Origin of the sequence: Faecalispora jeddahensis (genome assembly GCF_000577335.1) — a bacterium.
GTDB classification, from domain to species: domain Bacteria; phylum Bacillota; class Clostridia; order Oscillospirales; family Acutalibacteraceae; genus Faecalispora; species Faecalispora jeddahensis.
Genome location: NZ_CBYL010000022.1, coordinates 36,622 through 59,402 on the forward strand (window position 1 = coordinate 36,622; position 22,781 = coordinate 59,402).

The 22,781-nt window shown below is 52.6% G+C and carries 22 protein-coding genes and 1 tRNA gene; 11 read left to right on the forward strand and 12 right to left on the reverse strand.

Going from position 1 to position 22,781, the window contains the following annotated elements; all coding sequences use genetic code 11:
• Nucleotides 1-104 precede the first annotated feature (104 nt).
• The 5 genes from TY09_RS09875 to TY09_RS09895 all read right to left on the reverse strand — a co-directional run bounded on the left by TY09_RS09875 (nucleotide 105) and on the right by TY09_RS09895 (nucleotide 5,169).
• Nucleotides 105-1,226 carry an ABC transporter substrate-binding protein gene (locus TY09_RS09875; RefSeq protein ID WP_042433746.1) on the reverse strand — a complete coding sequence of 374 codons (1,122 nt, stop codon included), beginning with the start codon at nucleotides 1,224-1,226 and terminating at the stop codon, nucleotides 105-107.
• A gap of 227 nt (nucleotides 1,227-1,453) precedes the next feature.
• Nucleotides 1,454-2,317, reverse strand: coding sequence for a phosphogluconate dehydrogenase C-terminal domain-containing protein (locus TY09_RS09880; RefSeq protein WP_042433748.1), 864 nt, complete (start codon nucleotides 2,315-2,317; stop codon nucleotides 1,454-1,456).
• Between the two features lie 66 nt (nucleotides 2,318-2,383).
• Complete coding sequence (locus TY09_RS09885) at nucleotides 2,384-3,322, reverse strand: transketolase family protein (protein ID WP_042433750.1); 939 nt, start codon at nucleotides 3,320-3,322, stop codon at nucleotides 2,384-2,386.
• Nucleotides 3,315-4,163 carry a transketolase gene (locus tag TY09_RS09890; RefSeq protein WP_074432629.1) on the reverse strand — a complete coding sequence of 283 codons (849 nt, stop codon included), beginning with the start codon at nucleotides 4,161-4,163 and terminating at the stop codon, nucleotides 3,315-3,317. Before TY09_RS09890 ends, TY09_RS09885 begins: the two co-directional genes overlap by 8 nt.
• A 268-nt stretch (nucleotides 4,164-4,431) precedes the next feature.
• Nucleotides 4,432-5,169 carry a FadR/GntR family transcriptional regulator gene (locus tag TY09_RS09895; RefSeq protein WP_009060826.1) on the reverse strand — a complete coding sequence of 246 codons (738 nt, stop codon included), beginning with the start codon at nucleotides 5,167-5,169 and terminating at the stop codon, nucleotides 4,432-4,434.
• A 384-nt stretch (nucleotides 5,170-5,553) separates the two neighbouring features.
• Between TY09_RS09895 and adhE the strand changes: the two genes are divergently transcribed.
• Nucleotides 5,554-8,193 (forward strand): bifunctional acetaldehyde-CoA/alcohol dehydrogenase, encoded by a 2,640-nt coding sequence (gene adhE / locus TY09_RS09900; protein WP_042433752.1) that lies wholly within the window; start codon nucleotides 5,554-5,556, stop codon nucleotides 8,191-8,193.
• A gap of 174 nt (nucleotides 8,194-8,367) precedes the next feature.
• Here the strand turns inward: adhE and TY09_RS09905 are convergent, their stop codons facing one another.
• Together TY09_RS09905 and TY09_RS09915 are read right to left on the reverse strand one after the other, a co-directional pair.
• Nucleotides 8,368-8,922 carry a DUF1697 domain-containing protein gene (locus TY09_RS09905; RefSeq protein WP_042433754.1) on the reverse strand — a complete coding sequence of 185 codons (555 nt, stop codon included), beginning with the start codon at nucleotides 8,920-8,922 and terminating at the stop codon, nucleotides 8,368-8,370.
• 312 nt (nucleotides 8,923-9,234) lie between these two features.
• Entirely contained in the window at nucleotides 9,235-10,536 is a 1,302-nt protein-coding gene (locus TY09_RS09915; protein ID WP_042433758.1) for an NAD(P)-dependent oxidoreductase, read from the reverse strand.
• A gap of 286 nt (nucleotides 10,537-10,822) precedes the next feature.
• Here TY09_RS09915 and TY09_RS09920 point away from each other — a divergent pair, with 286 nt between their 5' ends.
• Complete coding sequence (locus TY09_RS09920; RefSeq protein WP_042433763.1) at nucleotides 10,823-11,050, forward strand: hypothetical protein; 228 nt, start codon at nucleotides 10,823-10,825, stop codon at nucleotides 11,048-11,050.
• 102 nt (nucleotides 11,051-11,152) lie between these two features.
• Here TY09_RS09920 and TY09_RS09925 read toward each other — a convergent pair whose 3' ends face one another.
• The 5 genes from TY09_RS09925 to TY09_RS09945 form a co-directional block, all read right to left on the reverse strand.
• Nucleotides 11,153-11,413, reverse strand: coding sequence for a helix-turn-helix domain-containing protein (locus tag TY09_RS09925; RefSeq protein ID WP_242841475.1), 261 nt, complete (start codon nucleotides 11,411-11,413; stop codon nucleotides 11,153-11,155).
• 202 nt (nucleotides 11,414-11,615) lie between these two features.
• Nucleotides 11,616-12,299: a hypothetical protein gene (locus TY09_RS09930; protein WP_147584648.1), complete on the reverse strand. Its 684-nt coding sequence runs from the start codon at nucleotides 12,297-12,299 to the stop codon at nucleotides 11,616-11,618.
• 480 nt (nucleotides 12,300-12,779) lie between these two features.
• The gene (locus tag TY09_RS09935) at nucleotides 12,780-13,205 is read right to left on the reverse strand and encodes a VOC family protein (protein WP_009059662.1); all 426 of its coding nucleotides are present in this window, start codon (nucleotides 13,203-13,205) and stop codon (nucleotides 12,780-12,782) included.
• A gap of 346 nt (nucleotides 13,206-13,551) precedes the next feature.
• A complete protein-coding gene (locus TY09_RS09940) occupies nucleotides 13,552-13,833 on the reverse strand; it encodes a hypothetical protein (protein ID WP_009059704.1) in 282 nt (93 codons plus the stop codon).
• Nucleotides 13,834-14,002: 169 nt separating this feature from the next.
• Nucleotides 14,003-14,079, reverse strand: a tRNA-Arg gene (locus tag TY09_RS09945).
• A gap of 162 nt (nucleotides 14,080-14,241) precedes the next feature.
• On the opposite strand from TY09_RS09945, the gene TY09_RS09950 reads away from it, so the two are divergent.
• From TY09_RS09950 to rbr, 9 genes are all read left to right on the forward strand, one after another.
• Nucleotides 14,242-14,958 (forward strand): HD-GYP domain-containing protein, encoded by a 717-nt coding sequence (locus tag TY09_RS09950; protein WP_042433769.1) that lies wholly within the window; start codon nucleotides 14,242-14,244, stop codon nucleotides 14,956-14,958.
• A gap of 220 nt (nucleotides 14,959-15,178) precedes the next feature.
• Nucleotides 15,179-16,513: an aminotransferase class I/II-fold pyridoxal phosphate-dependent enzyme gene (locus TY09_RS09955; protein WP_042433786.1), complete on the forward strand. Its 1,335-nt coding sequence runs from the start codon at nucleotides 15,179-15,181 to the stop codon at nucleotides 16,511-16,513.
• 60 nt (nucleotides 16,514-16,573) lie between these two features.
• Nucleotides 16,574-16,897 carry a cyclic-di-AMP receptor gene (locus TY09_RS09960; RefSeq protein WP_009059687.1) on the forward strand — a complete coding sequence of 108 codons (324 nt, stop codon included), beginning with the start codon at nucleotides 16,574-16,576 and terminating at the stop codon, nucleotides 16,895-16,897.
• On the forward strand, nucleotides 16,894-17,763 hold the full coding sequence (locus tag TY09_RS09965) for a DNA polymerase III subunit (protein ID WP_009059673.1): 870 nt from the start codon (nucleotides 16,894-16,896) through the stop codon (nucleotides 17,761-17,763). The genes TY09_RS09960 and TY09_RS09965 overlap by 4 nt, the downstream gene beginning before the upstream one ends.
• Nucleotides 17,764-17,781: 18 nt before the next feature.
• A complete protein-coding gene (locus tag TY09_RS09970; protein WP_009059694.1) occupies nucleotides 17,782-18,651 on the forward strand; it encodes a PSP1 domain-containing protein in 870 nt (289 codons plus the stop codon).
• 91 nt (nucleotides 18,652-18,742) lie between these two features.
• Entirely contained in the window at nucleotides 18,743-18,916 is a 174-nt protein-coding gene (locus tag TY09_RS17945) for a 4Fe-4S binding protein (RefSeq protein WP_074432630.1), read from the forward strand.
• A gap of 144 nt (nucleotides 18,917-19,060) precedes the next feature.
• The gene (locus tag TY09_RS09975) at nucleotides 19,061-19,804 is read left to right on the forward strand and encodes a tRNA1(Val) (adenine(37)-N6)-methyltransferase (RefSeq protein ID WP_042433772.1); all 744 of its coding nucleotides are present in this window, start codon (nucleotides 19,061-19,063) and stop codon (nucleotides 19,802-19,804) included.
• Entirely contained in the window at nucleotides 19,804-20,628 is an 825-nt protein-coding gene (rsmI, locus tag TY09_RS09980) for a 16S rRNA (cytidine(1402)-2'-O)-methyltransferase (RefSeq protein ID WP_042433774.1), read from the forward strand. The genes TY09_RS09975 and rsmI overlap by 1 nt, the downstream gene beginning before the upstream one ends.
• A gap of 173 nt (nucleotides 20,629-20,801) precedes the next feature.
• Nucleotides 20,802-21,341 carry a rubrerythrin gene (rbr, locus tag TY09_RS09985; protein ID WP_042433776.1) on the forward strand — a complete coding sequence of 180 codons (540 nt, stop codon included), beginning with the start codon at nucleotides 20,802-20,804 and terminating at the stop codon, nucleotides 21,339-21,341.
• Nucleotides 21,342-22,781 lie beyond the last annotated feature (1,440 nt).

The following is a 22,781-nucleotide window of genomic DNA, read 5'->3' on the forward strand; positions in this document are numbered from 1 at the left end:
CTGTGCGAAAAAGCCAATCCATTTACCGGCTTTTGAGATTGGGCGGACCATCCGAAACGATTTTCCGGAGAGTCCGCCGCTTTTCATTTGCTCAGGGGAGGAATTTATTTCTTCAAAATGTTTTCCACAACATAATCGTAAGACATATAGGGGCTTGCGATGGTACCGGCCTGCAGATCAGCATACTGCCCGATTTCATCCTGATTGATGTAGATAAAGGGCAGATACATTTTCTGAGGCACTTTCACGTCGTTAAGAGCCGCAACGGCCGTCCACAGCGCACCGGCGCCGCAGGAGGGCGTGGAGTTTACGGACATGGTCTCATAGCCCTTTTGCGCCTGCTGGTTCCACCAGGTCATAAATTCGGCAGTATTGTCGCCAATCGTCAGCGGAACCTCCTGCCCCATGGACTGGAATGCATTGACAACACCCATGGAGTCTGCACCGCAGTGGGTGATCACCGCGTCAATTTTCGGCAGCGACGAAAGCACATTCAGGATTCCCTGCTGGGTAACGGTGGCATCGGCCTGTCCCTGAATCTCTATCGCAATTTTTACGTCGGGGTATTTCTTCAGAACATTGGTAATGCCCTGATAAATCCCCACGTCGGGCGCCGCGCCGGAGGGACCGCGCACAACAATCACATTGCCCTTGCCGCCGATTTTATCCATCACATACTGTGTTTTCTTTTCGCCCATGCTGACCCAGTCGTAGTCCATGGTGTAGGCGCCATCCAGATCAATAATGGAATCAAACGCAATGATCTTGATCCCCTGATCCATCGCCTTTTTGATGACGTCGTTCAGCGCGGTGGAGGATGCAGCGTTGATGCAGATCGCGTCCACCTTTTTCAGAATAAAGGAGTTGATCTGCGCAATCTGGGTGTTGACGGTATTGTCTCCATTCTGAATCTCATAGCCGGAGATATATCCTTTCTTTTTGGCCTCTTCGGCCGCCTCGGTAAACGAGCTTACCATCTGTTTGCGCCAGGTGTTGCCGTAGAACGAGTTGGAAAGGCCGATCACATACTTGCCGGATTTCAGCGCATAGTCGCCGGAGGCCGCGAGGGTGTCTTCCGCAGTGCTGCTTTCCGGGCTCTGAGCGGACTGCTCAGAAGGGGTGGCGGAGGGTGCGTTGCTGCTGGATTGGCTCGAGCCGCAGGCAGTCAGACTGAGGCCCATGGCAGCCGCCAATAGCAGTGCCGTGAAACGGTGTGTCAATTTCATGTTGTTTCTCCTTTTTCAATACAATATTGTCAGGCGATACCCGCCTAAGCGATAAATGTGTTACCTGTTAACACAAAGAACATGAATGAAACGCCACGGAACCAATTGCATAAGAACAGAATGATTTCATTTGAAAACAGGCTGTTGATTTCTTCCCCTGTTTGGGGCAAGGGAAGAAATCACCGTTTTCCTGTAAGTAAATTGGATGGGAATGAACTGTGGTCAGTTTAAATCTGAGGATTCTCCGGATGAAGCATGGTGGCAATCACCCGATCGAGTACCTCGTCATCCCAGATTTTTTTCCAGTCGTCGCGCAGAACAAGGCGGTTGCCAAGGCCGATGGCCACCTTGCACGCATCCGATACGGGCGGCTTGCCGGGCAGCAGACCCAGGAAGTTCGCCGTCAGGTTATAGATGTGGCCCGTCAAAAAGGAAATCGCTGCATCGCGCTCAATTCCCTTTTCCTCGGCTTTATCCACGGTTTCCGCCATGGCATACAGGCAGGTCGCGCCAAGCAGCTCCACCAAAGTCGGCTCCAAAAAGGCAATCTGCTCCGAGGTCATCACGTAAGCGTGCAAAACGGGAGCATACATATTTTTTGCCACCTCTACCAGCTGGGCAAAGCGAGCGTCATCTCCCTGAATCTTGCTCATCACGATATCCTGCTTGCCGCCGCAGCCGCCAAAGCGGTCCTGACGCGCCTCGTAGGTGTCCTGATCCAGAAAATATGAGGGATGGCAGGGGTGGGCCACGCCAAAGGTGCAGTCATCCCGCAGGATCAGTTCTTTCGCCACCGCGGCTGCGGGGTCTAAAATCAGCAGTCCCGCTCCCGGCTGCATCATCGGGACATAAATTTCCGAAAGCTTTTTGATCAGGGTATCCGGCACGGCAAATACGATCACCTCTGCTTCAGCGAAGGCTTCCTCCACCGGGGTCACGTCCAGGCCGCGGGCACGGATGCTCTCTACCCCGGCCGGGGAATTCTCTACCAGCTTCAGGTCAAACAAATCCGGTCTTTTGGCCAGATTATTGCTTGTGCGCGTTCCCATTTTTCCGCCTGCGCCAATGACTGCCACTTTTAGTTTTTCCATTTGAAGTCGCTCTCCTTTTTCTATGTCGCTCTATCTCTGTCCTCCAGATTCCGAACCAGCAAAATACTACCGATTCAGCGTGGAGCGAACGGTCTGTGCAATGGACTGCGGTGAAAATCCGTAATCATCTGCCAGGGGCTCCGCGGGCCCGGATTCCCCATAGCCGGTCAGCGCAATCCGGTGAACCATCGCCGGATTGTTTTCGCACACCAAACGGCTGATATAAGAACCCAGCCCGCCATTGATGTTATGGTCCTCCACAGTAAACAGCTGATCACTTTTGGAAATCACCTCTAAAATCTGATCCTGCCGCTTGCCGTACAGAATGTTGACATCTGCCACCGTGACCAAAATTCCCTCTTCTTTCAGCAGCTCGGCCGCTGCAAGCACACGGTCGAGCACAAAGCCGTTTGACAGCAGAACCGCATCGGTCCCATATTCCTTCCACACCGTAATTCCATCCGTGGAAAACGGCGCATTCTTGTCATATACATTCTTTTCGCGGCCGCTTCCGGCCCGCACATAAACCGGCCCGTCAATTTCCGCTGCCAGCCGAACCGCATGGTAGCACTGAGCCGGATCCGCGGGCGTTAAGATCGTAAAATTCGGGATACTCGCCAGAATACCGATATCCTCATAAAACTGATGCGTCACACCCTCCCGCTCGCCGCCGAGCAGGCCGGCGTTTACACCGACAAACTTCGCGTTTAACTCCGTATAGCCCACAAAGGTGCGCATCTGCTCGCAGGCGCGCATGGTTAGAAACCCGCAGTAGGTTCCAACAAAGGGGATCAGCCCGCAGCTGGCCAGTCCGGCCGCCACATCCACGGCGCACTGCTCCGCGATTCCGCATTCCACATAGCGGCCGGGGTATTTTTCTCCGAACGGCACGGCCCGCATCGCTTTCAACGAATCCGGAGAGACCACCACAATTCTCTCATCCGTTTCGGCCATATCCATCACGGCAGCGGCAAATGCCTCCCGCGTTCCTTTAAATTCAGTCATCTGTCGGCACCCCCAGTTCTTTTACGGCAAGCTCATATTCTTCATCCGTGGGCACACCCTTGTGCCACGCATTGTTGTTTTCCATGTAACTGACGCCCTTGCCCTTCACGCAGTCACAAACAATGCAGCTAGGGCATCCTTTTGTGCTTTTCGCTACGGCGATCGCCGCCTGAATGGCCTCTATGTCGTGCCCGCAGATTTCCTGCACATGCCACCCGAATGCGCGAAAGCGGTCTGCCGGGTTGTTGATTCCAATGGTCTGTTCTATCTTTTTGTAGCTCTGCCAACCGTTTCTGTCCACAAATACAATCAGGTTATCAAGGCCCTGGCCGGTAGCGACATTGGCGCCCTCCCAGCAAACACCCTCCTGCAGCTCGCCGTCGCCGCAGATCACATAGGTGTAATATGGCCTGTTCGTGATTTTTGCCGCAAGGGCCATTCCCGCGCCGATGGCGATCCCGTTGCCCAAAGAGCCGGAAGTCATGTCAATGCCGGGCGTATTCTTCATCGAGGGGTGCCCCTGGAACATGCTGTGAAGCCCGCGCAGATGAAAATGTTCCACCTTTGGCTGAAAGTAACCGCGCTCATTGAGTGCGGCATACCAGATCGGACAGGCATGGCCCTTGGACAAAATAAAGCGGTCTCTGTCCGGCCAATGGGGGTCTCTTGGGTCTACCCGCATGGCATCAAAATATAAGGTGGTCACAATATCTGCCGCAGACAATGCCGGCCCAGGGTGACCGTCTTTCCCCTCGTAAACCATTCGTACTGCTTCCAGCCGCAGTTTGCTGGCAATCTTCCGCAGTTCTTTTGTTTCCAATTTCTTTTCCTCCTTATTCACAGGTATTGTATCGTTGATTCACTCATCAGGATGTTCCCGACCAGCCGCTTGCACTTTTTAGTGGCCCAGCCTATTCGCCATTTTTCGAGCATATCCCCAGTTTATTTCCACAATCTGTATAGTTAATTTCTAAACAAACATCTCATCATGTAGAAAACAACAACCAACGTCGGATGTTTAAATACTAATTCTTCAAAAGTCTTTCTTTCAAAAACCAGCCATCCTGCGCTTTCTGGATGGCCGGTCAAACAGTTGACCAGCCGTTTCTCTATTTTTGATTCTGCAGTGCAATTCCCCAGTATTTGTAGCAATAGCTGAGCACTTCATTCAAATCGGCGGTACGCCGCTGCACAATAATTTCGGTCAGCTTGCGGTGAGAGTCTACCATGTGAAAGCGATCATTGCAGGCGATGGCCTCTTCAATGGATTTTTCGCGGGAATGAAGGCTGGCAAAAGCGATCATATCGTTCAGACGCGCTGTCAGGTGATTATGCGACGCCTCACAGATTCTTTCCCGATAGCGGATGTCTGCATCCAAAATTTCGGAAGAGGTCGCCTGTACATCCTGCGCTAAAACGATAAAGTGTTCAGAGGCGTCATAAATGGCGCGCATATCCTCCTCAGTACCTTTCTGAATGGCAAGAGAAAAAATCCCCCGCTCAATTACCATGCGCAGCTCCAGCAGAGCAAGAGAATCATCATCCTCCAGCAGCAGACTGCAGGCCCACGGGGTCATCATTTTTTCTGAAAAGCGATTCACCACATAGGTGCCATCCGCACGGCGAATTTCCAGCAGACCCAGAGCTATCAGCACCTTAATGGCCTCCCGCACAGAGTTGCGGCTGACTTTCAGCGTTTCTACCAATTCAAATTCTGTGGGGATCTTGGTGCCCGGCTTCCATTCCTTTCTGCTGATTTTACCCATCACGTATTCTACTGTAATATCAACTACAGACTTTTTATCTTCTGCCGACAGCTCGGCATCTGTGGAACCCATATATACCATAATTTAAACGTCCTACATTCATTTGATGCGCTCATTATAGTATATAAAATAGGTAAAGTCAACATTTTGGCTTGTAATTTTTATTATTTTTTATTTTTAATGCTGACTATTTTTTATCAAACTGAACAGTTTTTATTACACCTTTCAAGAATCCACATACTTAGTGGTCTTTTGGCAGAGAAAAGCACCCATCTTTTTTCCGTAAAATGAACTTACAAAATACTCCGATCAAAATTCTTTCAATTTTCATGCAAAATAGATTGACAAACAATTAACAAGTTAGATATAATAGGGATGTGAGATATAGTTAAAAAAATAACAATATCATTTGTATCGTTCATCCACCCAGTCATTCACTTACATTTTTGAATCGGAGGAATTGAAATGGCTACAAAAAAAGCTCCCGAGATCGCCGTACAGGAACCCGTCGTAGTTGTATATGACAACGGAGTAGAAACTCTTACCTCTAAAATCGCCGCGCTGCGCAATGCCCAGAAGCTTTTTTCTACCTATTCGCAGGAACAGGTGGACCAGATTTTTCTGGCTGCAGCCATGGCTGCAAACCATCAGCGGATTCCTCTTGCAAAGCTGGCAGTTGCAGAAACCGGCATGGGGATCGTGGAAGACAAGGTCATTAAGAACCACTATGCTTCCGAATATATTTACAACGCGTATAAAAACACCAAAACCTGCGGCGTGCTGGAGCAGGATACCTCGTTCGGCGTTCAGACCATCGCGGAGCCGATCGGCGTGATCGCTGCTGTGGTTCCCACGACAAATCCGACCTCCACCGCTATTTTTAAAATGCTTCTCTGCCTGAAAACCCGGAACGCCATCCTCATTTGCCCACATCCGCGCGCAAAAGAAAGCACGATTGCCGCCGCGCGGGTGGTTCTGAATGCAGCCGTGGCCGCAGGCGCGCCCAAGGGCATCATCGCCTGGATCGACGCCCCCTCCGTGGAGCTGACCAATCAGGCCATGAAAGAAGCGGATCTGATTCTCGCCACCGGCGGCCCCGGCATGGTGCAGGCCGCCTACTCCTCCGGCAAGCCGGCCATCGGCGTGGGCGCGGGCAACACCCCCGCCATCATCGACGATTCGGCAGACCTGATTTTGGCCGTCAACTCGATCATCCACTCCAAAACCTTCGACAACGGCATGATCTGCGCTTCGGAGCAGTCCGTGATTGTGCTGGACGGTGTCTACAAGCAGGTTAAAGCAGAGTTTGCGGCGCGCGGCTGCTATCTGCTCAACCCGGACGAAACAGAGAAGGTCCGCCGGACGATTCTGATCAACGGCGCGCTCAACTCCAAAATCGTCGGCCAGTCCGCACACGCCATCGCAAAGCTTTCGGGCTTTGACGTACCGGAAAACGCGAAGATCCTGATCGGAGAGGTGGAAAGCGTAGAGCCGCAGGAGGCCTTTGCCCATGAAAAGCTCAGTCCCGTTCTGGCCATGTACCGCGCCAAGGATTTTGCCGACGCGATCCAGAAGGCGGAGCGTCTGGTAGCGGACGGCGGATACGGCCACACCTCTTCGCTGTATATCAACACCGTAACCGAGCCGGAAAAACTCCGGCAGTTCACCGCCGCGATGAAAACCTGCCGCGTGCTCATCAATACGCCCGCCGCGCAGGGCGGCATCGGCGACCTGTATAACTTTAAGCTTCCCCCCTCGCTGACGCTCGGCTGCGGCTCCTGGGGCGGAAACTCCGTATCGGAAAACGTGGGCGTCAAACACCTGCTGAACATCAAAACCGTTGCGGAGAGGAGAGAAAATATGCTTTGGTTCCGCGCCCCGGAAAAGGTTTATTTTAAGCGGGGCTGCCTGCCGGTCGCTCTGGGCGAGCTGAAAGATGTGCTGAACAAAAAAAGAGCATTCCTCGTCACCGACGAATTCCTGTTCCGCAACGGATATACAAAGAGTATTACCGACCGCCTTGACGAACTGGGAATCGCGCACACGACCTTTTTCGATGTTCAGCCCGATCCCACCCTGCACTGCGCCAAGGAAGGCGCCGCCGCCATGAAAGCGTTCGCGCCGGACTGCATTATCGCGCTGGGCGGTGGCTCTGCGATGGATGCCGCCAAGATCATGTGGACGATGTATGAGCATCCCGAAGTCGATTTTATGGACCTCGCCATGCGCTTTATGGATATCCGCAAGCGGGTGTACACGTTCCCGAAAATGGGCGAAAAAGCTTATTTCATCGCCATCCCCACCTCGGCCGGCACCGGCTCGGAGGTAACGCCGTTCGCCGTCATTACAGACGAAGCCACCGGCATCAAATACCCGCTGGCCGATTACGAGCTGATGCCCAAAATGGCGATTGTAGACGTGGATTTGATGATGCACATGCCCAAGGGGCTGACCGCCGCTTCCGGCATCGACGCCATGACCCACGCGCTGGAAGCCTACGCCGCCATGCTCGCAACAGATTACACCGACGGCCTTGCGCTCAAGGCCCTGAAAAACATCTTCACCTATCTGCCCCGGGCGTACGAGCACGGCGCAGCGGACCCCATCGCACGCGAAAAAATGGCGGATGCCTCCACCATGGCGGGCATGGCGTTTGCCAACGCGTTCCTCGGCGTCTGCCACTCCATGGCGCATAAGCTGGGGGCCTTCCACCACCTGCCGCACGGCGTGGCCAACGCGCTGATGATCACCTATGTCATGCGCTTTAACGCCGATCCCCGCCCGGCCAAAATGGGAACCTTCCCGCAGTATCAGTATCCGCATACGCTGGAGCGTTACTGCGAATGCGCCGATTTTCTCGGCATTCCCGGCAAGGATGAGGAAGAAAAATTCAATGGCCTGATCGCCGCGATTGAAGAGCTCAAAGCCAAAATCGGCATCCCGAAGTCGATTCAGGCCTGGGGCGTTGACGAAGCCGCGTTTCTGGCAACGCTCGATGAAATGACCGAGCACGCCTTCGATGACCAGTGCACCGGCGCCAACCCCCGGTATCCGCTGATGAGCGAAATCCGGCAGATGTATCTTGACGCCTACTACGGGAGATAAGTCTAGGGAAATATCCCGAGGGGTAAATCCTGCAATTCTATAAAAAATAAGAACAGGGATTTCTCCCTGTTCTTATTTTTTACGCAAATTCAAATGTTGATCTAAGGCTCTGCTCATGCCCAAAGCAGGTATCCCGAATGTTCCCTCGGGTATAAAAACCGCTTGAAACCAGCCTTACAGCTTGGCCAGCATATCCGTCAGTTTGAGAACAGTTTTCCAGTTTCGCGCGGTAGCGGAATCAAAGGCTTTTGATATGCCGATCGCCAGCTTTGACTTGCGGATACTTTCGCTGCAAAGAAGATAGATTTCCCTCTCCCCTGCCTGAAACAGGTCCGGGCCAGTGTGCTTTCTGCAAATGGCGTCCAGTTTTGGCGGTTCCGGCGGGTTCTCTAAAAAATATACATACAGGTGTTCCACCTGCGGATCGGCGGCCTCCGCTTTCGCTATTTCTTCTGCTGAGAACGGCAGTCGATCAACCAAGGTATTTATTTCGTCCATACTGCGCAGAATCACATCGCTTTCAAACCCAAAGCGTTTCGAAAAAGCGGTATGGATCCTGTCCCGCAAAGGTATTTCCTCCAGAGCCGCCTCAAAAACCACATTGCCGCTTTGGATATACGTATTGACCTGCTGTAAGCCCAAATCCAGCAAAAGCTGCTTTAAATCCTGCATTTTTACAATGTTTTTTCCGCCGACGTTGATCCCTCTGAACAGTGCAACGTATTTCATTGTGCTTCCCTCCACGATTGACAGCGGTTTTGCTGAAAAGAGAATGATCTGTTTTAGATATTATCAATCATAAATCATCAGAAATTCTTTTTCAATCCTACAGGCGGAAGAAGTTGTCCCCCTGCAGGATCGGCTTCTTTGGAAAAAACACAGCCCTCCGGTGATTTCACCATGGTCAGCCTGACGGTTTGCAGCACAGCTGCTCAAAGCAACAAAAATGCAGCGCAGCCACAGGGGCCGAACTGCATTTTTCATCAAAACAGACACAGAAGAAACCTCGCGCAACCCTTCGGCTTTATGAACCGGGTGCTGCTACAGCTCCAGAAGCTTAATGGCATCTACATACGAAGCGATTCCCTCGGCAACCTTTTTTGCTTCTTTCATCGCAAGAACTACGGTCGCCGGCTGATGAACGACATCTCCCCCTGCGAAAACGCCTTTTCTCATTGTCATCCCATAAGGCTTCTCTTTGGTGACCACATAGCCGTTTTGATTTACCTCAATGCCTGTGGTAGTGGATACGATTCGGCTGGCAGGCTTTGATCCGATTGCAAGCATGATGACATCCGCATCCACATTCAGGAAATGACCGCCCTGCTTTAAAGTAATGCCGTTGACTCTTTCGTCGCCGTTAAACTGGGCAGGCTCGGCATGCCAAATAAATTGAACCCCTTCTTCAAGAGCGCTATGATACTCCGATTTCAGGGCCGGCATATCTTCTTCCCCCTTGCGGTATACAATCGCAACCGATCCCGCTCCGGCTCTTAAAGCGGTACGGGCGGCGTCCATCGCGACATTGCCCGCACCGATGATAACCACTTTGTCCCCTTGCTTGAGTGGGATTTCATCCCTGTCCACATCTCCGCTGTTGTATAAGGCAACCATCCGAAGAAAATAAATGGCCTGAAGGATTCCGATTTTATCTCTTCCGGGCAAATCAATATTTCTTGCCAAAGCGGTGCCGGTGCCGATAAAAATCGCATCGTAATTCCGCGAAAACATGTCGTCGACAGTCAGGTCGGGGCCTATCATTACATTGGTTAAAAAGGTTACTCCCAGAGCCTCAATTTTCTTTATTTCTTTTCTCACGACCTCTTTCGGGAGTCTGAATTCGGGTATTCCGTAAACGAGTACCCCGCCGGGCTCATTTTCTTTTTCATAAATGACAACGTTAAACCCCTGCCGGGCAAGGTCACCCGCCACGGTAAGTCCGGCCGGGCCGGAACCGATCACAGCGACTTTTCCCCTTGTTTTATGAACCAGATTTTCTTTGATCAGCCCCATTTCCGCATCAAAGTCGGCGATGAATTCTTCCAGTTTTCCTACCTGTATCGGGGTGCCCTTTGCATTGAGCACACAGTGGCCCACGCACTGCTTTTCGTGCGGGCAAATGCGGCCGCATACAGCGGGCAAATTCGTTTTTCTTGCAAGGATTTCTCTTGCTTCCCCCAAATTGCCCTTCGATAACTGATAGATAAAATCGGGGATATCATTACTGATTGGGCACCCCTTCTGACACGAGGGAACCTTGCACCTCAAACAGCGTTTTGCCTCATCTATTGCTTCACGCATCGTGTAGCTTTTATAATCCACAGATTTGTCCAAGAACGACATAGAAACCTCCAAACGAAAAGTGATGAATTCATCTTATCATAAAAATTCTTAAATAGAAGCATCATTATTTTTTTAACGAAATAAGTGCACTATAAATACACAGCGCTACTCTTTTTTCAAACAGACTGGGCTGTTTTTCCTTCTGCCTCCCAAGAAACGGTGCCTGTAAAACACAGCTAAAGTGACACATCAAAGCAGTTCCCTGCTTTTGAAAATAGAACGGCCCTTGATACCCATTTGCTTTTGGGGCATCATAATGACCAAACGCGAGGAAGGGGAACCTGACATGGAAAAAGGTCAAAATCAATTTTTCACTTGGATTCTTGAGCGTGCCCAGGAAGGAAAAGAAGCCGAATTATCTGCTTTGCTGAAAGAAAACTTTGCGCAGCAGCAGGCGGGCGCCTTTGATGCCGATGCACTTGCCGAAAGCGGAAAAAGAATCCTTGAACTGATCAAGCCTGAGTATGTGGATGAGTTTAAAAAGGCGATGGAGCATTTCGGAAAAAGCATGTGATCCGTTTGAAACGCAGCAGGACCGGGGTTTTATATAAAACCCCGGCCCTGCTCTTATTTTTGCTGCCTGCCCGGAAGGATTCACCAGTAAGCAGCATTTTCGTTATTTTCTGGGATACGCAGTTTTGATATCGCTGGCCCCGCTTAGATAATCCATACTGACATCGTAATATTTTGCAAGCACCAGCATGCTGTCGAGGGGAATCCGTGTTTTTCCCAACTCATAGTACGTATATGTGGTTCGATCAATATACAGTAGGTTTGCTACATCTGTTTGTGTCAAATCCTTATCCCATCTTAATGCACGAATGCGTTCGAGATACTGCATCATCATCACCCAATAGCAGTATACAATAAAGCACACACTACTATCTGATTTTAACCTGAATCGGGTTAAAATCAGATAGTAGTAAACTGGGTGGCGGCACAATGTGAATGCGAGGAACAATTGATTTCCTCGCCGAAAGAGGAATGGATTGTGGTTTCGTTACCGACAGAAAAAAACAAGGGCACGGATCAGAAATGATTCCAATCCAAGCCCTTGTTTCACTTGATCTTTGAGCCGCTTAATTTACGTTTACCAGATCGGTTTTCTCCTGTATTTTAACCTGCTTCACCGGCTGGGATTGTTTCTTTATTTTCTTTCTTCTCAGCCAAATGTACACAATCATCAAAGCCAAATACAGCTTGGCGGATAAAAATGCGGTTGCCACCTGATAGCCCTGAGAAAGATTCGACACAGCCGTACCGTCCGCGGCCGTTTGGGTGTCCCACAGGGAGGAACCGAAGCCTGGCAGGATAGCGAAGCCCCATCCCAAATTGATCGCGATTCCAAAAACGCAGATCAATATCATTAACGGAACGCTTGTGTAAGTCTGCAGCTTTTTCCAGCCTTTGGGAGTAAGCCGCTTTCTGGCAAAGTGGAAGGATGTGATCCAGGGAATGAAAATCAGCACCAATAAAACGACGCCCAGTATGGCGTATGAAAAGACGAGGAACCCGTTCATTTCTTTCATATTCTCCCAGGCCCATTTCATAGTAGGAAGCCTCATCACCCCATGGCCGATCAAAATGAGTCCCCCGATGATCGACATCTCTTTTCTGATGGTGTAGAGCTGCCTTACAAATTCCCATTTCGGCAGTACGCCGATGAACATTACAATCAAAATAAACGCGATTCCGATCACGGTATCCAATGCGTAAGAGTGCGGCAGCCAAAGGATCGTCCACCAAACGGTTTCCCCCATCATTTCGTACAGGTTCACATTAAATAAATTTAGGATTCCGTATGTACAATACCATAAAAACAGAAGCCCGGGATAAATGTAAAAAATAAGACTGTGTTTTCGGATGGCATTTTTAAAAATGAAGAGAAACACAATGGATAGAACCAGCCCCTTTATCAGATCAGGGACTCCCAGCCATAAAACGTTATTCACGTAATCCAGTACGTACAAGTTAATCACCTTCCTTACCTTATCAGCGGTTGCCGGCAGAATGCCGTATCATGTTAGCTATAGCTAACATGATACGGCATTCTACTTTGTTTGTCAATTAACATTCGGTATTTTGCTTGGATTTTTCATTTATAAGTTGTTTATTTTCACGAAAGAAAAAAGAAAAGAGCCTGAACGCGAATTGCGTCCAGACTCAGTCTGGTAAGAAGTCAAGTGAATATAGATACCCGGACAGATTCGCGTCATGCTCATACTGTTTCGCTTCGCAGCTTTCTACAGCAGCGCAAAATGGGGGCTCTCAAAAACATGCTTCATTTGGCACAGGCAAAAAGGGTGTCCGGCGGGGTCGAACATCACTGTCCAACTGTCAGAAAATTGTTTCTCTGCGACTGTTGCCCCGCAATGGATTGCATATTCAACCGATTTTTCCAAATCATTCACTGCAAAGTCGATATGCGCCATTTGCTGCTGAGCCTCCGGCTCTTCGGGCCACACAGGCGGCTGATACTCCGGGTTCCGCTGAAACGTTATACCGGGGTATGCTCCCTGATTTGTCCCCGGAGCACCCACGACTGCGTATTCTTCATCATAGAACGGTATTTCCCATTTGAGCAGCGCCGCATAGAATTTCGCTAATTCATTCGGGTCCTTGCAGTCCAGTGTAAATGCGCTCATTTTGATTTTCAGCTCATCATCCATAACGTTAACCCTCCGATCATACAAATAATGGAAATCCTTTTTATCATTTTACCCTATAAAATAAAAGAAGTCCATTTTTTTCGGAATCGACTTCTTTCGGTAAAACATTCCGGCCCGCCCGGGGGGATTTCACAGCGGCGGCAAGCCCGCTGGTTCGGCGCTCAAGGCAGCAATGTGCTTTCGCGTCGGGAATCGCTCAATCATAAAAAAAACCAGCCCAGCCAGAAAGGCTGAACTGTGTTTTCTATGTGTCATCAGTACAAAACAGATGCAGGCACAGCTTTTCTCAATTTATATAAAAAGGCTTCAAGCTATGCGCCTAATCTGCTGACGGCAAATGTTTTTATCACAAGTTGTCAACATATTGTTTTGCTTCTACTAAATCCATTTTGGTTTGTTCACGAACTTTTTTAATGGCCTCTACTTCTTTCCCGTCTCGTTTTAACTGAATTATCTGCTCTTTTAATTCATCAGAAATCCATTGGGAAGACAAAGCTTCATGACCTGTCAGTTTTGCTAATTGATTTAGCCGCTTTTCTTGATTTTTAATCTCTTTCTTTAAGGCTAAGATTTCGTTATATGCCAACAGTCCAGCAATCAATACTAATGCAATGGCTGAATATTCCACTCCCTTTTTCCTCCTTTATTATAAATAATCTGATTATGTAAATATAACATAGAAATTAGGCTAAAATTGTGTCATTGGCTCAAAACAGATGCAGCGTCAAAACGCGGGCATAAAACAAAACGGCTCCTCACATAGTGAGGAGCGCGTCGTGCGTGCAGGCTCAGCCTGCTGGCCCGCCCGGAGGGATTCGAACCCCCGGCCTTCAGAATCGGAATCTGCTGCGATATCCAGCTTCGCCACGGGCGGAAATATTACCATAGTAGTATAGCACAACCGCTCCGGTTATGCAATCCTTGTCCTTCGATTTTTTCACAACCCGAAAATTCCTTTCCGCGCGTGCGAACTGCCGGGCAAACCTTGGCATTGCGGCGCATACAATGAAACAAGCTATGGAAAGGAGAAGCCGCTATGCAATTCCCAAAATCCCCCCATTTTGCCCGGCGCGGAGGAACCCTGTATCAGGTGATCACCGGCCCTCCCGAAGAAAACAGGCCCTTCTGCTGTCATCGGGAGCTGCGCGAAAAAGCCAGCCTGCTGGAGCAGGCGATGGACGACACCCTTTTGGTGATGGCCCGCATGGTCGAACAGAAAGACCCTTACACCGCGGGGCATCAGCTTCGGGTAAGCTGCCTGGCCACCGATATCGCGCTGGAAATGGGCTGGCCGCCCGAGCGGTGCGATCTGCTGCGCCGCGCCGCACTGATTCACGACATCGGCAAGATCGGTATCCCCGGCGATCTGCTCACAAAGCCTACAGTCCTCACCCCGCTGGAAATGGCGCTGATCCGCACCCACGCGGAAACCGGCTATCAGATGGTGAAAGACATTTCTTTTTTCACTCCGCTGGCAGAGATCATCCGGCAGCACCACGAGCGCATGGATGGCTCCGGCTATCCGCGCGGACTGGCGGGGGACGAGATTCTGCCGGAGGCCCGTGTTCTGGCTGTAGCGGATGTGTTTGAAGCGATGACCTCGCACCGGCCCTACCGCCCCGCGCCCGGAACGGAGGCCGCTCTGGCGGAGCTTTCCCGCCGCTCGCTCTACGACGCCGCGCCCGCGGACGCTTTGACGATCCTGATCTGGGAAAAGGATTATCGCATTCCCACGGGGCGCATTGGCGATTGAAAAGCCCGGTTCGGTACGCTATCATTATCTCACAGCACAAGCCGGAGCAAAGCTTTCAAAGCCTGAAAAAGCATTGTCGGCTGATTGATTCCGGGAATGGATCATATTCTCATTAGCGCACTTGATTATTTATGGTATAATTGAAGCAGGGAGCAAAGTAATTTCCTGCTTTATGGATCACAATAGAAAAGAAGAACATGTTTCCACGAAAGGATTTCTTATGACAGACACGCCGCTCTACACCGCGCTTTTGGAACACCGGCAGAAAAACCGGGCCTCCTTTCATACGCCGGGGCATAAAAATGTGCCGGGTGCCTTGCCGCCGGACCTGCTTTCGCTCGATTTTACCGAGCTGCCGGATACCGACAGCCTCTTTGAGGCCGAAGGGGCCATTCTTGCGGCGGAACAGCGGGCGGCACGGCTGTTTGGAGCAAAACGCACGCTGTTTTCCGCGGGCGGCTGCACGCTCTGCCTGCAGGCGATGCTGTATCTGGCCGCGCCGCGCGGCGGCACGATTTTGTTTGACCGCGTACTGCACCGCAGCGTGGTTCATACCATGGCTCTGCTCGACATTACGCCGGTCTGGATTCTTCCCCGGCCCACCGCCGGGCGCGGCCTGCCCGGCCGGGTAGACAGCCGCGATGTCCTCTCGGCTTTGCGGGAGCACCCCGACGCGAAGGCCGTGTTTCTCACCAGCCCCGACTATTACGGCGTTCTGGCGGACATCCCCGCCATTTCCGCCATTTGCCGGGAAGCGGGAGTTCCCCTTTTGGTGGACAACGCCCACGGCACCCATCTGGCATTTTTAAAGAAGAATCTTCATCCGCTGTTCCTGGGCGCCTCCGCCACGGCCTGCTCCGCGCACAAAACGCTGCCGGTGCTGACTGGCGGAGCATGGCTCAATCTTGCGGAACCGTCGTTTGTGTCGGACGCAAAAAGAGCCATGGCGCTGTTTGGCTCTACAAGCCCGTCGTACCTCGTAATGGCGTCGCTCGATCTGGCGCGCGCCTGGCTCGAAGAAAGCGGCCGCGCCGCGTTCGCCGCGCTGGAGGATCGGGTCGCGGCGGTGCGGAAGCTGGCAGCCCGGCAGGGCATTTCCGCACCGGAGGGCGACTGCGACCCGGTACGGCTCACGCTGCGTACCGCCGAGGCGGGAATTCTTGGCACAGACGCCGCCGAGCTTCTGCGCGAACATGGCGTAGAGCCCGAATACGCCGACGCGGCCCAAGTGGTATTGATTGCCACACCGTTCAACAGCGAAAGCGATTTTCAGCGTCTTGAAACGGCGATTCGCGCCCTGCGCCCCGGCAAAGCAATTGCAGAGGCCGCACCCGCGCTGCCCGCGCTGCCGCCCATGCTGCTCACCCCCCGGCAGGCGCTGCTTTCCCCGGCAGAAGAGCTCCCTCTCGCGGCTGCCGTCGGCAGAATCGCAGCAGAAACCGCCTGCCCATGCCCGCCCGGCGTGCCGGTAGTGATGCCCGGAGAAAAAATTACGGACGAAATTGCTGACTTTTTACGTGGGTATGGCATTTTTTCATTGAAAGTGGTAAAATAAATCAGATACCCTATTTTCGCTTTTTAAAACGTTCCGCAACCTGTATAGGAGGGATATATTATGAAACTGATCCTTGCCATTGTCAGCAGTGACGACAGTGCCACGGTACAGGCCGCATTGACGAAAAAGCACTTCCCCATCACAAAACTGGCAACGACCGGCGGTTTTTTAAAAGCCGGCAACACCACCTTCATCGTCGGTGTAGAGGACGATAAAGTAGAAGAGGTCATTTCCGAGATTGCCGCTCACAGCAGCCGCCGAACCCAGATCGTGCCCAGCGCTTCTGCCATGGATATGGGGCTTTACGCCTCCTTCCCCGTGGAGGTCACGGTCGGTGGATCGACTATTTTTGTAATGAATGTTGAGCGGTATGAAAAAGTATGATCTTTGAAGGATTTTTCGGTAACGATTCCCTGCGTCAGCAGCTTTCGCTTGCGCTGGAACAGGATCGCCTGCCTCACGCGGTGATTCTGGAGGGGCCGCCCGGCAGCGGCAAGCGTACTCTGGCGCAGATTCTGGCCAGAGCCTGCGTCTGCACCGCCCAGGGTGAGCGCCCCTGCGGTGTGTGCCCAGCCTGCATCAAGGCCAAAGCGGGGTCGCACCCCGACATTATTGTGGAAAGCGGCGGCACTGCCGCGCGGTCGTTCCACGTGGATGCCGTGCGCCGCGTTCGTTCCGACGCGTATATCAAGCCGAATGAGGCTTCCCGAAAAGTATACTGCCTGTTTGAGGCTCAAACCATGTCCGAACAGGCGCAGAATGCCCTGCTGAAAATTTTGGAAGAGCCCCCTGATGGGATTTTGTTTATTCTCACGTGCCCGTCTGCCTCAGCGCTGCTGCCCACCATCCGCTCCCGTTCGCTGATTTTGACACTGGAGCCCCGGGAGCAATCCGGAGATCACCCCGAGGCCGCGGCGCTGGCCGCGCAGATTCTGCGTGAGCTTCCTCTGCCGGATGAATCCGCGGTGCTGAAAACATGCGCGCCGCTGATCCAGAATCGCGAGCTGCTGCGCCAGGTGCTCGACCGCCTGACGGTGCTGTTCCGCGATGCCGCCGTGCTGCGCGCCGGCGGAACCTCGCTTACCCGCGATCCTTCTGCGCAGGAGCTGGCCCGCCAACTGACCCGTGACCGCCTTTTGGCGCTGACGGAGCTCAGCATCCAGACCCGCCGCCGCATGGATCAAAACGCGAACAATACCCTCCTTGTCACGGTTTTTTGTGCGCAGCTGCGCGCCGTGGCAGGATATTAAACAATAAAGGAGAGAGCTATGGCCGAAGTAATTGGCGTACGATTTAAAAACGTGGGCAAAGTATATTACTTTGACCCCGATGGAAATAATTTGAAAAAAGGCGACATGGTCATCGTTGAGACCTCCCGCGGCGTGGAATGCGGAGAGGTCGCCATGGAAAACCGCCAGGTAGATGATGAAAGCATTGTGCAGCCGCTCAAAAAGCTGATCCGCATTGCGAATCAGGAAGACCTCAAGAAGCTTGCGGAAAATCAGATCCGCGAAAAGAGCGCCTTCGAGATCTGCAATAAAAAGATTGCCGCCCACAAGCTCGAAATGAAGCTGGTGGACGTGGAATACACCTTCGACAACAGCAAGATTCTGTTTTACTTTACCGCCGACGGCCGTGTGGACTTTCGCGAGCTGGTCAAGGATTTGGCCTCCGTGTTCCGCACACGCATCGAGCTGCGCCAGATCGGCGTGCGCGACGAGGCGAAAATGCTCGGCGGCCTTGGCATCTGCGGACGGCCGTTCTGCTGCTCCACCTTTTTGGGCAGCTTCCAGCCGGTCTCCATCAAGATGGCCAAGGAGCAGAACCTTTCGCTCAATCCTGTCAAAATCTCCGGCACGTGCGGCCGCCTGATGTGCTGCCTGAAATACGAGCAGGAGGCTTACCTAGATTTGCTGCGTACGACCCCGAAGCTGAACGCGATTGTGATGACTCCCGAGGGACGCGGCACCGTGGTGGATCAGAATCTTTTGACCGGCGTACTGCAGATTCGGCTCGACAAAGCGCCGGATGCTGCGCCCTCTACTTACAAAGTGAAGGACGTGAGGCTCATCAAAGACGCCCAGCTCCGCGTAAACAAGGCGGAACTCGATCAGCTAAAAGAGCTGGAAAAGGATTGAGATTCCATTCACAAATTCGGAAAAACCAGTTGCAATTCTGCCATTGTGTGTTAGAATAAGGGTGTAATACTTATTCTGGAGGTGCTTAACAATGGCATATGTTATTAACAGTGATTGCATTTCCTGCGGTGCTTGCGCAGGTGAGTGTCCCGTGAGCGCCATCTCTGATGGTGCTGACAAGTACGTAATTGATCCCGAGCTTTGCACAGAGTGCGGTGCTTGCGCTTCCGTGTGTCCCGTAGGAGCCCCGAATCCCGAGGCTTAAGGCTCATTGAAAGTGATTTAAGGCGGAGCGATCGTTGCTCCGCCTTAAATTTTGGACAAGTTTTCGGGCGCGGCTCCCGCTGCCCGCCGCTTGCTTTCAAATAAGGTTTTTTTCTCCCATAAAATGATCTGCCGGAGGTAACCCATGCAGCCTGAACTGGAGCCACTCTCCCCCAGTATCTCCGTGTTCGTCTCACAGACGCACCGATTTAATACCGATACGATCTTGCTGGCGCATTTCGCGGCCCCCAAGCGGGGCGAGAAGTGCGCCGATTTCGGCACCGGCTGCGGCGCCATTCCGCTGATCTGGCTGGCGCGGTACGAGCCTGCCCAAATCTGCGGGGTAGAAATCCAGCCCGACGCCTGCGAGCTGGTGCGGCAGTCTGCCGAGCACTGCGGCGTAGCAGACCGCCTGCGGGTTCTGAACCTCGACCTGCGGCAGCTTGATCAAACAAAGCCGCGCGACCCATGGCTGGAAAACTGCGACCTGATTTCGTGCAACCCGCCGTATAAGGCGCAGGGAACGGGCATCGAAAACCCCGAACAGGGCAAGCGCATGGCCCGGCATGAGGAAACCTGCACCATGGAGGACGTGGCGCGCGCCGCCGCATCCTGCCTGCGCTACGGGGGCCGCATGTGCCTGTGTCAGCGGCCGGAGCGCCTGACGGATATCTTCACGACCCTGTGCACGAACGGCCTGGAGCCAAAGCGCCTGCGGTTCGTACAGGCCCGCGAGGGCAAAGCGCCAAAGCTCTTTTTGCTTCAGGCCCGCAAAAACGGGCAGCCCGGCGGCCTTTTGGTGGAGCCGCCGCTGATCCTGCACAACGAAGACGGAACCTTCACCCGGGAAATGCTGGAGATTTACGGTAACTACAAGGAGGGGCACTGATGACCGGAAAACTGTATGTGGTGGGCACGCCCATCGGGAATTTATCGGATTTTTCGCCCCGCGCGGCGCAGACGCTGGCCGAGGCGGATTTTATCGCCGCGGAGGACACCCGCGTGACCGTAAAGCTACTCAATCATCTGGGCATTAAAAAGCCGATGGTGAGCTATTTTGAGCACAACAAGCTCGAGCGCGGCGGGGTCATCACCCGCAGGATACTGGCGGGCGAAACCTGTGCTCTGGTTTCCGATGCGGGAATGCCCGCGATTTCGGACCCCGGCGAGCTGCTGGTAGCCCAGTGTGCCGAGCTGGGGATCCAGACGCTCGTGGTGCCCGGCCCCAGCGCGGTGATTTCGGCGTTGGCGATTTCGGGCCTGCCTACGGGCCGCTTTACGTTCGAGGGCTTTTTGAGCGTCAACAAGCGCGCCCGGCGCGAACACCTGCAGCAGGTGGCCGCTGAAACCCGCACCATGGTGTTCTACGAAGCGCCGCACAAGCTCTCTGCCACCCTTGCCGACATGCTGGCCGCCTGGGGCGACCGCCGCATCGCGCTCGTGCGCGAGTTGACGAAAATTCACGAAGAGGTCATCCGCACCACGCTCTCCGAAGCGGCGCGCCGGTATTCCGAAGAAAGCCCCAAGGGGGAATTCGTGCTGGTGATCGAGGGGGCTCCCATCCCTGTGGAGGGACCGCTCACGCTGGAGGAAGCCATAGAGCTTGCGCGCACTTTTTTAGAGGAAGGCGCCTCTGTTTCAGAGTCTGCCAAACGTGCCGCAAAGGAAAGCGGACACTCCAAAGCGGAGATTTATAAAAAAATTTGCGAATAATTCTCGATTTTTTGCCTTATCCCCTTGTAATTTTGACATTATTTAGTATAATAAAAGAAAGCGATCACATCCTATTCCCAAATGCCGGTGAAACGGCGTTTCGTTCCGTCGCGCAAAAGCGGCCGGAACAGGGTGGCATCCCTTACTGATTTTTTACAAGGAGGACGAACCGTATGGAACTGAAAGGAAGCAAAACCGAAGCAAATCTGCTGACCGCATTTGCAGGGGAATCCCAGGCCAGAAACAAGTACACATTCTACGCTTCTCAGGCGAAAAAAGAAGGCTACGAGCAGATCTCAGCTATTTTTGAGGAAACCGCCGGCAACGAGAAGGAACACGCCAAGCTGTGGTTTAAATATCTGCATGGCGGCGAGATCGGCTGCACAAAGGATAACCTGCTGGATGCTGCGCAGGGCGAAAACTACGAATGGACAGAGATGTACAAAGAGTTCGCCGAGACCGCTGAGCAGGAAGGCTTTAAAGAGATTGCCACTGCGATGAAGCTGGTAGGCACTGTGGAGAAGACCCACGAAGAGCGCTACCGCAAGCTGCTGAAGAACATCCAGGAAGATATTGTTTTCCAGAGCGGCGAGCAGACCGTTTGGGTATGCCGCAACTGCGGATACATTCATATTGGCGATAAGGCCCCCAAGATCTGTCCTGCCTGCAAACATCCCCAGGCTTTCTTCGAGCGCAAAGCTGAAAACTATTAAGCGGTTCCTTTTTCAAAGGGACAGCGTTATAGCAGGGCCGTACCCGGTCCATAAAAAGCAGCGAACAGCAAAGTCTGGTTCTCTGCAAGAAGATGCTTCAGAGCCGCCGCGGAACGTTATTGTTCCGCGGTTTTTCTGTTGTTCGATGCCCCAAGCGTTCTATTCCAGCACGCGGCAGGCAGGCACATTCCAATACAAAAAGCGCCGGATTCTAAAAATCCGGCGCTTTCTTTTATCATGTGATATTTTTTCTCATATCAACAATTCAGCTTGCAATCAATCCCAGAAAATGGTACAATTTACTGGTAAGGTACAATTAAGTGCAAAGCGGGGACGAGGTGCAGGAACACCTCATCCCCTGCATACGGAGCCATAGCCTCCATACACAACGGATATACCGCGCGTTGCTTACACATTATAACTCATTTCCGCTTTCTTGTACAGAGGGGGGGCGAATCCCGAAAATGGGTCCCGTTCTGCGGGTTGTGTACTGCACTTGTGATATTAGGCGCTGTGTTATGGATGTATCCCCCCGCTGGGGAATCCGTAACAGGCGCTTTTTTGCTGCCTTACAGACAGGGCAAAGCGGGCCGGGTTCCTTAAAAAATTTGAATCTCAACCATCATCATTCCCAATGATTGATCTGCATGCTTTTCAAAACCGCGGGCCTCCCCCGGCACCGTGGTCCCGGCTCCGCCGCGCCGTTGTCTGTAAGAATAAAACTGCCGCACGAATCGCCCCGGTGTGGCTGACCGGCCCTTGGCCGAAAGCGCCGTCCCTCCCCGAGGGACGGCGCTTCTTTTGCAGGCTGAGCCTGCACGCACGTCACGGCAGGTTAAACCTGCATATAAGTAGCGGGACAGCTTAAAGAAAACCCTCCGCTTCGCGCTCCATTCGTCGCGCGTGCGCTGGCTATCTTCACGCGGAAACAACCTTCTATATAATCAATATTTTTTCTTCACAGATTTCCTCTCTAAATTCTGCTGGCGCAGGGCTTGCCCCTCGTGCCGGGGCGGGCACTACCTTTCGTGAAAGGACGAAAGGTAGCAAAGGCCTTCCAAAGGGCACCTTTGGAATCCGTTCGGGGAACAAGTTCCGGAATGCAACGCCGAAAGCTACTGAAAAGGCGCTCCAATAAAAATGCCCACTCTCCTATCAACAGCAAATCAAAAGTTTAGTTCTTTTGTCCGTCGGCGAGCATTTTCAGAGCACTCTCGTTGGCTCGCAGTTTTCAGGTGCGGCTTCGCCGCATTTTTTTGTTGGCTTGAGAGCACTTTCCGTACCATTTGCAGACGTGAAAGCTTCCCTTACGCACTCGCTTCACGCGCAGGCTGTGCCTGCGCGTGGAACAGAACCAGAGCGGGAGCTTCTCCCGGTTTCCAAAGGCAGAGCCTTTGGTCGTTGAGAGGGAGTTCCAAGGGGGAGAGAATCGAAACTCGG

Coding starts and splice junctions, on each gene's coding strand:
- TY09_RS17945 (WP_074432630.1), top strand. CDS start 18,743: ATGGCATATGTTATTAACAGTGATTGCATTTCCTGCGGTGCTTGCGCA.
- TY09_RS09950 (WP_042433769.1), top strand. CDS start 14,242: ATGCAATTCCCAAAATCCCCCCATTTTGCCCGGCGCGGAGGAACCCTG.
- TY09_RS09920 (WP_042433763.1), top strand. CDS start 10,823: ATGGAAAAAGGTCAAAATCAATTTTTCACTTGGATTCTTGAGCGTGCC.
- TY09_RS09905 (WP_042433754.1), bottom strand. CDS start 8,922: ATGAAATACGTTGCACTGTTCAGAGGGATCAACGTCGGCGGAAAAAAC.
- TY09_RS09960 (WP_009059687.1), top strand. CDS start 16,574: ATGAAACTGATCCTTGCCATTGTCAGCAGTGACGACAGTGCCACGGTA.
- TY09_RS09935 (WP_009059662.1), bottom strand. CDS start 13,205: ATGGATGATGAGCTGAAAATCAAAATGAGCGCATTTACACTGGACTGC.
- rsmI (WP_042433774.1), top strand. CDS start 19,804: ATGACCGGAAAACTGTATGTGGTGGGCACGCCCATCGGGAATTTATCG.
- TY09_RS09970 (WP_009059694.1), top strand. CDS start 17,782: ATGGCCGAAGTAATTGGCGTACGATTTAAAAACGTGGGCAAAGTATAT.
- TY09_RS09965 (WP_009059673.1), top strand. CDS start 16,894: ATGATCTTTGAAGGATTTTTCGGTAACGATTCCCTGCGTCAGCAGCTT.
- TY09_RS09880 (WP_042433748.1), bottom strand. CDS start 2,317: ATGGAAAAACTAAAAGTGGCAGTCATTGGCGCAGGCGGAAAAATGGGA.
- TY09_RS09895 (WP_009060826.1), bottom strand. CDS start 5,169: ATGGTATATATGGGTTCCACAGATGCCGAGCTGTCGGCAGAAGATAAA.
- TY09_RS09885 (WP_042433750.1), bottom strand. CDS start 3,322: ATGACTGAATTTAAAGGAACGCGGGAGGCATTTGCCGCTGCCGTGATG.
- TY09_RS09955 (WP_042433786.1), top strand. CDS start 15,179: ATGACAGACACGCCGCTCTACACCGCGCTTTTGGAACACCGGCAGAAA.
- rbr (WP_042433776.1), top strand. CDS start 20,802: ATGGAACTGAAAGGAAGCAAAACCGAAGCAAATCTGCTGACCGCATTT.
- TY09_RS09875 (WP_042433746.1), bottom strand. CDS start 1,226: ATGAAATTGACACACCGTTTCACGGCACTGCTATTGGCGGCTGCCATG.
- TY09_RS09975 (WP_042433772.1), top strand. CDS start 19,061: ATGCAGCCTGAACTGGAGCCACTCTCCCCCAGTATCTCCGTGTTCGTC.
- TY09_RS09930 (WP_147584648.1), bottom strand. CDS start 12,299: ATGATGGGGGAAACCGTTTGGTGGACGATCCTTTGGCTGCCGCACTCT.
- TY09_RS09915 (WP_042433758.1), bottom strand. CDS start 10,536: ATGTCGTTCTTGGACAAATCTGTGGATTATAAAAGCTACACGATGCGT.
- adhE (WP_042433752.1), top strand. CDS start 5,554: ATGGCTACAAAAAAAGCTCCCGAGATCGCCGTACAGGAACCCGTCGTA.